This is a genomic window from Citromicrobium bathyomarinum (assembly GCF_021021475.1).
Lineage (GTDB): Bacteria > Pseudomonadota > Alphaproteobacteria > Sphingomonadales > Sphingomonadaceae > Alteriqipengyuania > Alteriqipengyuania bathyomarina.
In genome coordinates this window covers 1,326,157-1,340,265 of the sequence record NZ_JAINWL010000001.1, presented here as the reverse complement: position 1 = coordinate 1,340,265, position 14,109 = coordinate 1,326,157, and the positions used below count along the sequence as shown (strand labels likewise).

11 protein-coding genes are annotated in these 14,109 nt (G+C 61.1%); 8 read left to right on the top strand and 3 right to left on the bottom strand.

Annotated elements, in window-relative coordinates:
• Window positions 1-33: 33 nt before the first annotated feature.
• From K7H93_RS06690 to K7H93_RS06665, 6 genes are all read left to right on the top strand, one after another.
• A complete protein-coding gene (locus K7H93_RS06690) occupies window positions 34-3,297 on the top strand; it encodes an efflux RND transporter permease subunit (RefSeq protein WP_151886420.1) in 3,264 nt (1,087 codons plus the stop codon).
• 22 nt (window positions 3,298-3,319) lie between these two features.
• On the top strand, window positions 3,320-3,691 hold the full coding sequence (locus K7H93_RS06685; RefSeq protein WP_123880457.1) for a SpoIIAA family protein: 372 nt from the start codon (window positions 3,320-3,322) through the stop codon (window positions 3,689-3,691).
• Window positions 3,688-4,317 (top strand): cation diffusion facilitator family transporter, encoded by a 630-nt coding sequence (locus K7H93_RS06680; RefSeq protein ID WP_230782971.1) that lies wholly within the window; start codon window positions 3,688-3,690, stop codon window positions 4,315-4,317. The genes K7H93_RS06685 and K7H93_RS06680 overlap by 4 nt, the downstream gene beginning before the upstream one ends.
• 24 nt (window positions 4,318-4,341) lie before the next feature.
• Window positions 4,342-4,821, top strand: a complete 480-nt coding sequence (locus K7H93_RS06675; RefSeq protein ID WP_230782970.1) for a cation transporter dimerization domain-containing protein — start codon at window positions 4,342-4,344, stop codon at window positions 4,819-4,821.
• A 91-nt stretch (window positions 4,822-4,912) separates the two neighbouring features.
• The gene (locus K7H93_RS06670; protein WP_221601658.1) at window positions 4,913-6,553 is read left to right on the top strand and encodes an acetolactate synthase large subunit; all 1,641 of its coding nucleotides are present in this window, start codon (window positions 4,913-4,915) and stop codon (window positions 6,551-6,553) included.
• Window positions 6,550-7,944, top strand: coding sequence for an aldehyde dehydrogenase family protein (locus tag K7H93_RS06665; protein WP_230782969.1), 1,395 nt, complete (start codon window positions 6,550-6,552; stop codon window positions 7,942-7,944). The genes K7H93_RS06670 and K7H93_RS06665 overlap by 4 nt, the downstream gene beginning before the upstream one ends.
• Before the next feature lie 137 nt (window positions 7,945-8,081).
• On the opposite strand, the gene K7H93_RS06660 is transcribed toward K7H93_RS06665, so the two are convergent.
• Window positions 8,082-8,480 (bottom strand): MerR family transcriptional regulator, encoded by a 399-nt coding sequence (locus K7H93_RS06660; RefSeq protein ID WP_060703638.1) that lies wholly within the window; start codon window positions 8,478-8,480, stop codon window positions 8,082-8,084.
• Between the two features lie 75 nt (window positions 8,481-8,555).
• Here K7H93_RS06660 and K7H93_RS06655 point away from each other — a divergent pair, with 75 nt between their 5' ends.
• A complete protein-coding gene (locus K7H93_RS06655; RefSeq protein WP_119511747.1) occupies window positions 8,556-9,173 on the top strand; it encodes a cation efflux transmembrane domain-containing protein in 618 nt (205 codons plus the stop codon).
• A 96-nt stretch (window positions 9,174-9,269) separates the two neighbouring features.
• The gene (locus K7H93_RS06650; RefSeq protein ID WP_230782968.1) at window positions 9,270-11,222 is read left to right on the top strand and encodes a cytochrome c/FTR1 family iron permease; all 1,953 of its coding nucleotides are present in this window, start codon (window positions 9,270-9,272) and stop codon (window positions 11,220-11,222) included.
• Between the two features lie 17 nt (window positions 11,223-11,239).
• On the opposite strand, the gene K7H93_RS06645 is transcribed toward K7H93_RS06650, so the two are convergent.
• The gene (locus tag K7H93_RS06645; protein WP_230782967.1) at window positions 11,240-11,731 is read right to left on the bottom strand and encodes a hypothetical protein; all 492 of its coding nucleotides are present in this window, start codon (window positions 11,729-11,731) and stop codon (window positions 11,240-11,242) included.
• A 29-nt stretch (window positions 11,732-11,760) separates the two neighbouring features.
• On the bottom strand, window positions 11,761-14,100 hold the full coding sequence (locus K7H93_RS06640) for a heavy metal translocating P-type ATPase (RefSeq protein WP_010240409.1): 2,340 nt from the start codon (window positions 14,098-14,100) through the stop codon (window positions 11,761-11,763).
• Window positions 14,101-14,109 lie beyond the last annotated feature (9 nt).

The window sequence follows — 14,109 nt, the reverse complement described above, 5'->3', positions numbered from 1 at the left end:
ATGCAGGACGCGGATCGCCCCCACCGCCATGGCCTGATCGGCATGATCCTCGACGTCGCCGTGCGCTTTCGCTGGGCGATGGTCGTGCTGACCCTCGGTGTGGCAATCTTTGGCGTGGTGAATTTGCTCCGCCTGCCCATCGATGCTGTGCCCGATATCACCAACGTACAGGTGCAGATCAACACCGAGGCACCAGCCCTTTCGCCCTCGCAAGTCGAGACGCAGGTCACCTATCCTGTCGAAACCGGGCTTGCTGGCATCGAGGGTCTGGAAATGACACGCTCGATATCGCGCAACGGGTTCAGCCAGGTGACCGCGATTTTCGAGGAAGGGACCGACATCTATTTCGCGCGTCAGCAGGTCAACGAACGGCTGACGCCCATAAGCGCTTCGCTGCCCGAGGGTGCCGAACCGGTGATGGGACCCATCTCGACCGGCTTGGGCGAAGTGCTCATGTATACCATCGAGTACGAATATCCTGACGGCAAGGAAGCGCCGCGGGGCGGAGCGGTCGGATGGCAGTCCGACGGGAGCTTCGTGACCGAACGTGGCGACCGGCTCGACAGCGATGTTGCCAAGGCTGCCTATCTGCGAACCATTCAGGACTGGGTGGTTGCACCGCTCATGCGGTCGGTCGACGGTGTGGCAGGTGTCGACTCCATCGGCGGCTTCGAAAAGCAATATCTCGTCCAACCCGATCCCGCACGATTGACCGGTTACGGTTTGTCGTTCGACGAGGTGATCGACGCGCTGGAAGCGGCCAATCTCGCCGAAGGGGCCAATTTCGTCGAACGGGCCGGTGAAGCCCTCCTCGCCCGGGTCGATGCGCGCCTCGGCAGCGTCGAGGATATCGAGCAGGCGGTCGTTTCCACCCGCGAGGGAGTGCCTATTCGCGTAGGGGACATCGCCACGGTCAGCATCGGCGGTGACCTTCGAACTGGCGCGGCGTCGCTGAATGGCGATGAAGCGGTCGTGGGCACCGTGCTCATGCGCGCGGGCGAGAATAGCCGCACCGTTTCGGCCCAGGCGGCCGAACGGCTTGAGGAAGTCCGCAGCTCCCTGCCGGAAGGAATTGTCGCGGAGATCGTCTACAACCGGTCTTCCCTGGTCGATGCGACGATCGCGACCGTCGAGAAGAACCTTGTCGAGGGCGCGCTTCTGGTCATTGCGATCCTGTTCTTGCTGCTGGGCAACATCCGGGCAGCGATCATCGCGGCGCTGGTCATCCCCTTTTCCATGCTGATGGCATCGATCGGAATGAACCGGCTCGGCGTTTCGGGCAATCTCATGAGCCTGGGTGCGCTGGACTTCGGCCTGATCGTCGATGGTGCCGTCATCATCGTCGAGAACAGCGTCGCGAGGCTCGCGGCTCGACAGGAACACGAGGGCCGACTTCTTACACTTGGTGAGAGGTTGACGGAAACGCGGCTTGCCGCGCAGGAAATGATCAAGCCAACCGTGTACGGCCAGGCGATCATTCTTCTCGTCTTCGCACCGCTTCTCACCTTTACCGGCGTCGAAGGCAAAACCTTTTCACCCATGGCGATCACGGTCATGCTCGCGCTCGCCTCGGCGTTCGTGTTGTCGCTGACCTTCGTCCCGGCAATGATCGCCATCCTGCTCAACAAAAAGCTGACCGAAAAGGAGGTCAAGCCGATCCGGATCGCCAAGGAGCGATACGGACCGCTGGTCCGCAGGGCGATCACCCGCCCCTGGCCGGTCATCGGCGTCGGCGTCGGCATCTTCGCCTTTGCGGCCTTCGTGTTCAGCTTCCTCGGGAGCGAGTTCACACCGCAATTGGACGAGCGCGACATCGCCGTGCAATCGCTGCGTATTCCTTCGACATCGCTCGAACGTTCGCTCGCGATGCAAAGGCGGGTAGAGGACCGGCTCGAGCAATTTCCGCAAGTCGAGCTTGTCTTTTCGCGGACGGGCACGGCGGAAGTGGCCAGTGACCCGATGCCGCCGAACGCTTCCGATGCGTACGTGATCCTCAAACCCCGTGAGGAATGGCCCGATCCCGACCTCGCCAAGGACGAGTTGGTCGCGCAAATGGAGAGCGCCCTCAGCAGTCTCGTCGGCAACCTTTACGAGTTCAGCCAACCGATCGAATTGCGGTTCAACGAATTGATCGCAGGCGTTCGCGGAGATGTTGCCGTCAAGATCTACGGAGACGATCTCAGCGCCATGACCTCAGCGGCGAACGAGGTTGCGGGCGTGCTGCGCAATGTCGACGGCGCCGCGGACGTCAAGGTCCAGCAAGTGACCGGGTTCCCCACCCTCGATATTGCCTTCGATCGGCCAGCGATTGCCCGTTACGGGCTGAAGGTCGAAGACGTTGCGCAATCGGTGGCGATCGCACTGGGCGGTCGGCCTGCGGGCCTCGTTTTCGAAGGCGATCGCCGCTTCGATGTGGTTGTGCGGTTGTCGGACGCGACCCGCGACGATTTCGACCAGTTGGGTGCTTTGCCGGTGCTGCTTCCGAACGGGGCAACCATACCGCTACGCTCGGTTGCCGAGTTCCGTGTGGTGGATGGTCTCGCGGAGGTTCGCCGGGAACAGGGACGCAGACTGGTGATCGTCTCGTCCAACGTGCGAGAACGCGACCTCGGGTCTTTTGTAGAAGAGGCCCAGGAAAGGGTTGCGGCGCAGGTCGAACTGCCCGCTGCCGCGTTTATCGAGTGGGGCGGTCAATACCAGAACCTCCAGGCTGCTCAGGAAAGACTTCAGATAGTCATTCCTATCGCTTTCGCGGTCATTCTCTTGCTGCTTTACATGGCGGTTGGGGGCTGGGTGCCGGCGCTCGCCGTATTCAGCGCGATCCCGTTGGCCCTGGCAGGCGGGATTTTCTCCTTGGCTCTACGCGGGATGCCATTCTCGGTATCTGCGGCGGTAGGCTTTATCGCCCTGTCGGGTGTGGCGACCTTGAATGGCCTCGTGATGGTGACTGCGATCCGTCAGCGGCTCGACAGGGGCATGGCGCTCGATGACGCCATCGTCGATGGTGGATTGGCGCGCCTAAGGCCGGTTCTCATGACCGCGCTCGTTGCATCGCTCGGCTTCGTGCCGATGGCCATTGCGACCGGGACCGGCGCGGAAGTGCAACGTCCCTTGGCGACAGTCGTCATTGGAGGGTTGATCACCGCCACCGCGCTGACCCTTTTCGTCTTGCCCGCAATCTTGAAGCTGGTTTTCGGGACCAGAGAAGATGACCGGACCTGGCGACAGCGTTGGTGGGACAGGCTGCGGCGCAATGTGACAAGCGATGAGCAGCGCGAGCTGAAGGACATCACATGACCGATCGGGAAAGGAGAATACGGTGCTGGCACTGAAGGAAAAGAACGGACTGCTCTGGATACGTGCCGGAGGCAGGCAGGGGGATGAAGCTTATGACCGCTTTGTTCCCCAATTCGAACATATCGCAGAGCGCGAGGCCGGTACCGTCCCGATGGTGATCGAGCTCGCGCCTGACTTTTCGGGTTGGAACTTCGGAGGTCTCTGGCGCGATCTCAAGTTCGACATCCGGCATAAGGATTGTTTCGGCCGGATCGCCATAATCGGCGACAGCGAATGGGAAGAGTGGGGCACGAAATTGTCATCCTCACTCTTCCGCGCCGAAATGAAGTTTTTCCGGCCATCACAGCGTAGTCATGCGGAAAGCTGGGTACAAACCGAGGAGGACGCAGCATGAGTGGCGGACATGAGGTCGATGTCGGGTCGTCTGAAAAGCGCAAGACCCTGTGGGTTGTCCTGTGGCTTAACGTGGCCATCGCGATCGGCTTTTTCGCGGTCGGGTATTTTGCCGATTCTAATGCGCTGTTGGCGAACGGCCTCGATAATTCATCCGATGCCATCGTTTATGCGCTCAGCCTGCTCGCGCTGACCCGCTCACGGACCTGGAAACGCGGGGCCGCACGTTTCTCCGGCATCATGCTGCTGATCTTCTCTGCTGGGGTTATCTTCGATGCTTACCGACGGTTTGTGGAAGGGTCCGATCCGGGCGGGATATTGATGATGGCGATGGCGTTCATCGCGGGGATGGTCAATCTCTATTGCCTGCGCCTGCTGCAGAAGATGGAGAACAAGGACGTCAATATGCGGGCGGCGACCACCTTCAGCTTCAACGACTTTATCTCTAATGGCGGGATCATTATCGCCGGCATCATTGTGATGCTGACCGGAACCAACTGGCCCGACCTCGTTGTGGGCATCGCGGTAGCTTGCATCGCTCTCTATGGCGGCATCGAGATTCTGCGCGACGCTCACATGGATAGCCACGACGATGCGGGAACCAAACACGGCGAGAAGAGGAATTGACCCTATTCGATCTTCCTGCACAATGTGAGCGATGCGCTGGCTTCGGCCGGTGTGATCGTGGCTGGCGTGCTCATTCTGCGATACGAACTTTATATCGCCGATCTGACCATCACGGTGGTCATTGGTGACTTTGTGATCTGGCAGGGCGTTACTTTGTTGCCTCGCACGGTGCGTCTCTTGATGGGCGCGGTGCCGGACGAAAGCGAGTTCGATCGCATTGTGAGCGACCTGCGTGACGCAGAAGGCGTGGCCGACGTCCATCACGTCCAAGTCTGGAGCATCAGCGAGCATTATCGCGCGCTTGAGGCGCATGTCGTTCCTGCCGAATCTTCGTTGCAGGCTTTCGAGGATGTGAAGGCGTGGGCTCGCGGTATGCTCGAGACGCGGCACGCCATCACCCATGCAACGTTCGAAGCCTGCCTCGCTGCCAACTGTGATCCGGTTATGGTCCCGGGCCATCAGGTCGAAAAGAACCAATGCCAAGACCATGATCACGACCATTGACAAGCGCGGCGATCAGGTCGGCCGCTGCAAGCAAGCAGTTTGGTAGCGCACGGCATGAACCGCCCTGCAACTCGTAAAAGAGGACCGACGAATGAAAGCTTCCGATCTTATGGTCGCCGCGCTCGAGGCCGAGGGCGTCGAATATGTTTTCGCCGTTCCAGGCGAAGAGAACCTGGATCTCCTGGAATCGCTGCGAACTTCCGCCATCACGCTGGTTCTGGCCCGTCACGAACAGGGCGCTGGCTTCATGGCGGCGACCTATGGCCGCCTGACCGGCAAGGCAGGTGTGTGCCTGGCAACGCTCGGGCCTGGTGCCACGAACCTGACCACACCGGCGGCCTATGCCGCGCTCGGGGCCTTTCCGCTCGTCATTATTACTGGGCAGAAACCGATCAAGACATCGAAACAGGCCCAGTTCCAGATTGTCGACGTCGTTTCCCTGTTTACGCCGCTCTGCAAGGCTTCGACCCAGATCGTGAACGGCAATCGCATTCCCTCGCTCGTTCGCGAAGGTTTCCGTCTGGCGCAGGAAGAAAGGCCGGGCGCTGTACTGCTCGAGCTGCCGGAAGATATCGCTGAAGAGGAAACGATCGAACCGGTCATACCTCCGCATTACAGGCGTTATGCGGTCGCCGGAGATGCTGCGCTCGACGAAGCGGCCGAGCGCATCATCGCGGCTGAGCGGCCATTGCTCCTGATCGGTGCCGGAGCGAACCGCCGCCGCGCTTCGAAAGCGTTGCGCAAATTCGTGTCTGATACCGGCTTTCCATTCTTCGACACCCAGATGGGCAAGGGCGTGGTCGATGAAGATAGCGAGCTCTATCTGGGCACCGCGGCGCTATCGTCGGGCGATTATGTTCACTGCGCAATCGAAAAGGCCGATCTGATCGTCAATATCGGTCACGACGTGGTGGAGAAGCCGCCCTTCTTCATGGAGCCGGGCGGGCAGACCGTCATCCATATCAATTACAAGGCAGCCGAAGTCGATCAGGTCTACTTCCCGCAGCTCGAGGTCATCGGCGACATCGCCGGATCGGTCGAGCGGCTGGGAAACCGCCTGGATGGCAAGCTGCAGTGCGACCGCAGCTATTATACCGCCCTGCATCACGAGATTGCATCGCACATCTCCGAGACCAGCGACGACGAACGTTTTCCAATGGTCCCCCAGCGCGTGGTTGCCGACGTACGCAGCGTAATGGCGCGCGATGATATCGTTGCGCTCGACAACGGCATCTACAAGATCTGGTTCGCCAGAAACTACATCGCCCACGAGCCTGGCACCATCCTGCTCGACAATGCATTGGCGACGATGGGCGCAGGCCTTCCATCGGCCATGATGGCGGCGATGCTGTCGCCGGGGCGCAGAGTGCTCGCGGTATGCGGCGATGGCGGGTTCATGATGAACTCGCAGGAACTGGAAACGGCCGTCAGGCTGGGCCTGAACCTCGTCGTACTCGTCCTGAACGATGCGGCATACGGCATGATCCGCTGGAAGCAGGACCAGCTCGGCTTTCCGGACTACGGCCTGACCTTTTCCAATCCCGACTTCGTCACCTACGCACAAAGCTATGGAGCGACCGGTCACCGGGTCGAACGGAGCGCAGATCTTGTGGCGGTCCTGAACGACGCATTCGAGGCTGGCGGCGTGCATCTCGTCGATCTGCCCGTCGACTATTCCGAAAACAAGAAGGTGCTGATTGATGAACTCGGCGCAAAGGTGTGTGAGCTATGAAGACGATCGTTCACAATCCGTTCGACCGCGAGCCGGTTGCAGAAGTGCCGCTAATCGACTGGCCTCAAATCGATGAATGGCTGAATGAAGCGCAGTTGCTCCACCGCGACCGCCATGGCTGGCTTGCCGTGCACGAGCGTGTCGCCATCCTCCGGCGGGCTGCGGATATCATGCGCGAACGAGCCGAGGATCTGGCTCTCCAGATCGTCAGGGAGGGCGGCAAACCGCTGGTCGATGCGCGCGTGGAAGCCGGTCGCGCGATCAACAGCGTCGACTTATGCGTTCAGGCGCTCAGCGATGGCGGCGGTCACGAGATCCCCATGGACCTGACAGAAGCGGGTGCGGGAAGGACGGCATATACCTTCCGCGAGCCGATCGGTCCTGTCGTGGCGATCTCGGCATTCAATCACCCCCTCAACCTGATCGTCCATCAGGTTGCACCGGCGGTAGCAGCCGGGTGCCCCGTTCTCATCAAGCCTGCGCTGGAAACGCCTCTGTCATGCCAGAGCTTCGTGAGCATTCTCCATGAAGCCGGCCTGCCCGAGGCCTGGTGCCGGTTCGCACCTTGCGGCAACGATATCGCCGAAAGAATGGTAACCGATCCGCGCACGGCGTTCTTCTCATTCATCGGTTCTGCGAAGATCGGCTGGATGCTTCGCTCGAAGCTGGCGCCGGGAACCCGCATTGCTCTCGAGCACGGCGGCGCGGCGCCGGTAATCGTGGACAACGGCGTGGAGCGCGCAGCAGTGATCGCCTCGTTGCTTAAAGGCGGGTTCTATCATTCGGGTCAGGTCTGCGTTTCCGTACAGCGCGTATTCGTCCCTGCTGCAGAATTGAAAGACTTCGCCAATGACCTAGGGCGAGCTGCCGAAAAGCTGGTCGTGGGCGATCCCGCCGATGCTCAGACCCAATGCGGACCCCTGATCCGAACGGAGGAAGTTGACCGCGTCGAACGCTGGGTCGATGAAGCCATCGCAGCAGGAGGCACCCTGGTGTGCGGGGGAAGCCGTCTGAGTGACACTCTTTTCTCCCCGACCGTCATTGTCGATCCTCCCGAAAGTGCCAAGATATCCCGGGAAGAAATCTTCGGCCCCGTGATCTGCGTGTATGGCTATGACGATATCGACCTGGCTATCGAGCAGGCCAATGCCCTGCCTTACGCCTTTCAGGCCGCTGTATTCAGCGATCGGCTGTCAATCGCCAATCATTGCATACAGTCTCTGGCGGGATCGGCTGTGATGGTGAACGACCATACGGCATTCCGCGTGGACTGGATGCCTTTTGCAGGGCTGCGCCGCTCCGGGCTTGGCGTCGGCGGGATCCCCTACACTATGGCGGATATGAGCATTGAAAAAATGGCCGTCTGGAACTGGCCGACAGCAGCATCATAACCCGTTCGACAGACCCGGGATGGCGACACGGGCAGCTTCGCACTCGTCGGCCTTTCCCGAAGTTAAGTCTCTTATGGGCGGCCGACAAAAGCCGTGCATTGGCGAGCCTGACCGAACTGGCGCACGAGGCGCGGACATCAAGGCTCGGCGGTACCCGCAAGTGCATCGATGATGCGGCAATCGCCTACAGTGTCTTGCTCGCAGGCAGCGATCATACGCCCAAGTTCCGTCCGCAACGCCTCCAGGCTCGCGATCTTGCGCTCGACCTCGCCGAGATGGCTTCTGGCCAGAGCGTCGATGCCCGCGCAGGACCGGTCGGCATCATCGGAGAGATCGAGCAATTCCCTGATGCGTGCCATGGAGAAGCCGAGATCACGCGCGCGCCGTATGAAGTTAAGGCGCGCTTCCTCTGCTGGTCCATAATCGCGATAATTGGCCCGCGTGCGTGGAGGGGCAGCGAGGATACCTTCGCGCTCGTAGAAGCGGATTGTTTCGGATTTGACGCCGGTTATCCGGGCAAGTTGACCAATTCTCATGACAAAGGCTCCTGCCGCTTGACCTTGTAGTTACTACAAGGTGCATAGGGCGGATCGACGCAAGGAGTCGAGTAAATGGGAAAGACCTGCTGCGGCCCCGATGAGGCCGGTGCAAACAACAACGATCCGACATGGCGGCGCATTCTGTGGATCGCGCTGGGCCTTAATGCAATCATGTTCGGTGTGGAGATCGTGGCAGGCATTGCTGCGGATTCGCGCGCCTTGCAGGCCGACGCGCTCGACTTTCTCGGTGATGCGGCAAACTATGCTATCAGTCTTGGCGTAGCGGGGATGGCGCTCGTCTGGCGCGCACGTGCGGCTCTCGTAAAGGCGGCGACCATGCTGGCTTTCGGCCTGTGGGTGCTCGGCTCGGCCATCTGGGGTTTCTTTGTCGGGGCGTCGCCCGACCCGGGAACGATGGGCGCCATCGGTTCTCTTGCTCTGGCGGTAAATCTCGCCGTCGCCGCGATGCTGTTCCGGTATCGCTCGGGCGATGCGAACATGCGCTCGGTGTGGATCTGTTCGCGCAACGACGCGATCGGTAATATCGCCGTGCTGGCGGCAGCGATTGGCGTTTTCGGCACCGGCCGTGCGTGGCCCGATCTGGTTGTGGCGAGCATCATGGCAGGACTGGCGGTGTGGGGAAGTGCCGAAGTCTTCAATCAGGCACGCGGCGAACTGCGCTCTACCTAAACTCCAGAATATCCCCGCGATCGGGGGTTGGAGGAAATACATTTCCGTCTACACCCTGCTATTGCGAATTAATTGCAACAGATATAGAGACCCCTCATGCATCGCATCGTCTCCGCCACCGTCCATCCGGCACTGCGGCTCATTCTGCTGGCGCTTGCGCTGTGTCTGTCCGTCACCGCGAACGCGGAAGAACCCGACGTGCGAACCACCTGGCGTCTGCTCGATTATATCGCGGTCGACTACGCCTCCGCCGTTTCCGAGGGACGTGTTGCCGACGAATTCGAATATCGCGAAATGGTGGAGTTTTCCGATGTCGTGGCGCGGCAGATCGCTGCATTGCCGGATACTAAAGACAATCAAGCACTCATCCGCCGATCGGACCAGCTGCGAGCTCTGATCGCCAATAAGGAACCCGCCGAGCGAGTTGGGCGCTTAGCGCGCGCGCTGGCAGCCTCGTTGCTGACAGCCTACCCGGTTCCGCTTGCCCCTTCGCAAGCGCCCGACCTTGACCGCGCCCGCACTCTCTTCGCGCAGAACTGCGCCTCGTGTCACGGCGCCGCCGGAAGTGCGCCACCGGCCGCAATGCAGGCACTTGATCCCCCGCCGATCGACTTCACCGATATCGACCGGGCGCGGCAGCGCAGTGCGTTCGGGCTTTACCAGGTCATCACGCAAGGGCTGGAAGGAACGTCCATGGCCAGCTTCGCATCGCTGTCCGACGAGGATCGCTGGGCGCTTGCATTCCATGCCGGCAGCATTGCTTTTGAAGATGTGGCCAAGGGCGAGCGTATTTGGCGGGAAGATGATGGCATACGCCAGCTTGTCCCCGATCTCGAGACGCTCGCCGCGCTCACACCGGAAAGTCTGGCCGAGCAGATCGGCGAGGACCGTGCGCTCGCCGTCATGGCCTATCTTCGCGCCAATCCCGATGCGGTGGGACAGGCAAATGACGCAGGTTCGCTCGCCTTCGTTCGCGATACGCTCGATCGCAGCCTGTCAGCTTATCGGGCTGGCAACCGAGAGGAAGCGCGGCAGCTTGCCCTGTCTGCCTATCTCGACGGGTTTGAACCCCTGGAGGCCCTCCTGGCAACGCGCGATGGCGGTTTGATGCGGGAGGTAGAACAGGCGCTCGGGCAATTCCGGGCCGGAATAGAGTCCGGTGCGAATCCATCCGAACTACAGCAACTAAGGGCTCGCATCGATAGTCTGCTGGCAAGAGCCGAGGAAGCGTTGGCTCCTGAGGCGGCCAGCGAAATCTCGACCTTTCTCGGGGCGTTCACCATCCTGCTGCGCGAGGGGATCGAAGCACTTCTGGTTGTGATCGCCATGATCGCCTTTGTGAAAAAGTCGCAGCGCTCCGAGGTATTGCCTTATGTCCATGGTGGGTGGATCGCCGCTCTTCTTGCAGGTGTCGCCACTTGGGTCGTAGCAACCTACTTCGTGAGCATCAGCGGTGCGAGCCGCGAAATGACCGAAGGTATCGGCGCGCTGCTTGCGGCTGTCATTCTCGTATCGGTCGGCATCTGGATGCACGGCAAATCCCAGGCCGAGGAATGGCGGCGCTATATCCAGGAAAAAATGGGCAAGGCGCTCTCGCGCGGATCGGCATGGTTTCTCTTCGGTCTCGCCTTCGTGGTCGTCTACCGGGAAGCGTTCGAGACTATCCTGTTCTACGCTGCCCTGTGGAACCCGCAGAGCAGCGGCATCATACTGGCAGGTGCCTTGTCCGCAGTAGCGCTGCTGGCGCTCATTGCTTGGGCCATGCTGCGCTACAGCCGCAAACTGCCGATCACCCAGTTCTTCCGCTATAGTGCTATCCTGATTGCGATCCTTGCGGTCATTCTCGCGGGCAAGGGCGTGGGCGCTTTCCAGGAGGCCGGAGTTCTTTCCGCCACTTTCATTGCCGGCTTGCCGCGCCTCGCCGAACTCGGCTTCTTCCCGACTGTCGAGACGATCGGCGCGCAATTGCTCACGCTGCTCGCTCTGATTGCCGGATTTCGGATAAGTCGATCACCATCGGGACCGCAGCCGGCAGCTGTCGAGGGATAGGTGATCCCGGTTTGCGATCAGCGGGGTCCGGTGCCGAGACGGCGCGCGAGCCACAAGGAGGCTGTGGGAACCGCGACCCACATCGCGATCGGTATGAGACCGATTTTGGTTCCGGGCACCAGCGGCATGATTGCACTATAGGACCACCCCCAGTCGGCACCGACAGCCAGCACTTCGACCATGGCAGTAATGGCCAGGCCGATTCCCAGGAACACGACAAAACGCGAGATCGGCCAGTCTACGAGCCACGGCGTTTTACCACTGCCGACAGAGGCGCCGAGATAAGCGGCCACCATGATCCCGGCATCGCCGAACGAGGCCAGGCCGCAGCGACGTGCTGCCTCGGCAGGCGACAGACCTCCCGACTGGTAGAAAGGAAGCTGGAGCATCTCCCAGGCGAAAGCGATGAGAATTCCGAATATCGCGATCCAGAGGGCTGGATGAGCACCGCGCCATTCGCGCGATTCCTCAGAGATTTGGTCCTGATCCTGCATCGTCTGATTCGTCACTCCTGCGATCTCCGTCCCGTCCCCATCGCTCAGGTATCGAATTTGGGAAGAGCGAGGCCGCGCAGGCGCAGGGCGTTGCCGATCACCGATACCGAAGACAGGCTCATCGCTGCGGCCGCGATCATCGGGTTCAAAAGCAACCCGGTCCATGGATAGAGGACACCTGCTGCGACCGGTATGCCGAGCGCATTATACGCAAAGGCAAAGAACAGGTTCTGCCTGATGTTGCGCATAGTGGCCCGAGACAGGACGAGCGCCTGAACAACGCCGACGAGGTCGCCGCGCACCAATGTCACGCCCGCGCTTTCGATCGCGACATCGGTACCCGTTCCCATCGCGATGCCGACATGCGAAGCGGCAAGCGCGGGTGCGTCGTTTATGCCGTCGCCGGCCATAGCGACCCGGCGACCATCGCTCTTCAACTGCTCGATCTTGCGATGTTTGTCCTCGGGCGAGACGTTCGCTTCGACTTCGTCGATACCGACCTGGCTTGCTACCGCACGCGCGGTGGCTTCGCTGTCGCCGGTAAGCATCACGATCTTGATGCCGCGCTCATGCAACGCGGCAATAGCGGTGCGGCTGGTTGCCTTGATCGGATCGGCGACCGCGATAAGGCCTGCCGGTGCCCCGTCCACGGCCACGAACATCACCGTCTGTCCGAGGCTTCGGCCTTCGTCCGCCGTTGACCGCCAGCCTTCTTCGAGCGCCCCTATACGCTCCATCATCTTTTCATTCCCGATCGCGACCAGGCGCTTGTCGACATTTGCCTGGATACCTTCGCCGGTCACGGATTCGATATCGGAAGCGTCGAGAATGGCAGCGCCCCTGTTTTGAGCCCCTTCCACGATCGCGTGGGCGAGCGGATGCTCGCTTCCTCTCTCAACGGCAGCGACAAGGCTCAGCAATTCCTGCTCGTCGAAATTTGGCTGCGGTTTTACGTCGACAAGATCAGGCTTGCCCCGGGTCAGCGTTCCGGTCTTGTCGACGACCAGCGTATCGATCTTTTCCAGCGTTTCGAGCGCTTCGGCGTTCTTGATCAGGATCCCGTGCTGCGCGCCCTTGCCGGTACCGGTCATGATCGACATCGGCGTCGCCAGTCCGAGCGCGCAGGGACACGCGATGATCAGAACGGCGACCGCGTTGACGAGCGCGTAGGCAAGGGCCGGTGCCGGTCCCCAGATGGCCCAGACGACAAAACTCACGATAGCGACAAGGACGACGATGGGTACGAACCATCCGGTGACCTGGTCGGCGAGCCGCTGGATCGGTGCCCGGCTGCGCTGGGCCTCCGCGACCATCTGCACGATCTTCGAGAGCATGGTGTCCGCGCCGACCTGCGTCGCGCGCATGGTGAAGCTGCCGGTCTGGTTTACGGTGCCCCCGATCACGGGATCGCCCGCGCTTTTCTTGACGGGAATGGGTTCGCCACTGATCATGGATTCGTCGATGGCACTGCTTCCATCCTCGAGCGTGCCATCGACGGGGACCTTGTCGCCCGGACGCACGCGCAGCAGGTCCCCCGACGTCAATTCATCGAGCGGTACTTCGCGCTCGTCCCCGCGACCGAAGATCTTCATCGCGGTCGGGGGTGCGAGTTCGAGAAGCGCTCGCAAGGCGCTCGATGTCGATCCGCGCGCCTTGAGCTCGAGCACCTGCCCGAGCAGCACGAGGGTCGTGATAACCGCTGCGGCCTCGTAATAGACGCCGACCCGGCCCGCATGATCGCGGAATGCCTCGGGAAAGATGTCCGGGGCGAGGGTTGCCACAAGGCTGAACAGATAGGCGATGGCGACGCCGAAGCCGATCAGGGTGAACATGTTGAGGTTCATGGTCCGGACCGATTGCAGCGCGCGGGTGAAGAAGGGCCAGCCGCCCCAAAGCACCACCGGAGTTGCCAGCAGGAGCTGCAGCCACTGCGCGATAGCGGGTTCGATGACCTGATCGAACGGTCGCGACGGGATCATGTCGCCCATCGCATAGGCGAAGAGCGGCAGCGTGAAGAGCGCGCTCCACCAGAACCTTCGCCGCATGTCGACGAGTTCGGGATCGGGGCCCTCGTTCAGAGTGACCGTTTCGGGTTCGAGGGCCATCCCGCATATCGGGCAAGAGCCCGGCCCCGGCTGCCGGATCTCCGGATGCATCGGACAGGTGTATATGGTACCTTCCGGGACATCCTCGACAGCATCGAGGTGCGCCTTCGAAAGATACATCTCCGGATCCGCGCGGAACTTGTCGAGGCAGCGCGAGGAGCAGAAGTAATGGTCGCCACCCTCGTGTCGATCGACGAAGCGGGCGCCGTCCATCTTCACGCTCATTCCGCAAACGGGGTCGGTCGCCATACCCTCGATTGCATTGTGCCCATCGCTCATCTGTCGTTC

What these genes read in the sequence shown, in the direction of transcription:
- K7H93_RS06660 (WP_060703638.1), bottom strand. Translation starts at nt 8,480, where the DNA reads ATGAGAATTGGTCAACTTGCCCGGATAACCGGCGTCAAATCCGAAACA.
- K7H93_RS06670 (WP_221601658.1), top strand. Translation starts at nt 4,913, where the DNA reads ATGAAAGCTTCCGATCTTATGGTCGCCGCGCTCGAGGCCGAGGGCGTC.
- K7H93_RS06640 (WP_010240409.1), bottom strand. Translation starts at nt 14,100, where the DNA reads ATGAGCGATGGGCACAATGCAATCGAGGGTATGGCGACCGACCCCGTT.
- K7H93_RS06680 (WP_230782971.1), top strand. Translation starts at nt 3,688, where the DNA reads ATGAGTGGCGGACATGAGGTCGATGTCGGGTCGTCTGAAAAGCGCAAG.
- K7H93_RS06655 (WP_119511747.1), top strand. Translation starts at nt 8,556, where the DNA reads ATGGGAAAGACCTGCTGCGGCCCCGATGAGGCCGGTGCAAACAACAAC.
- K7H93_RS06665 (WP_230782969.1), top strand. Translation starts at nt 6,550, where the DNA reads ATGAAGACGATCGTTCACAATCCGTTCGACCGCGAGCCGGTTGCAGAA.
- K7H93_RS06650 (WP_230782968.1), top strand. Translation starts at nt 9,270, where the DNA reads ATGCATCGCATCGTCTCCGCCACCGTCCATCCGGCACTGCGGCTCATT.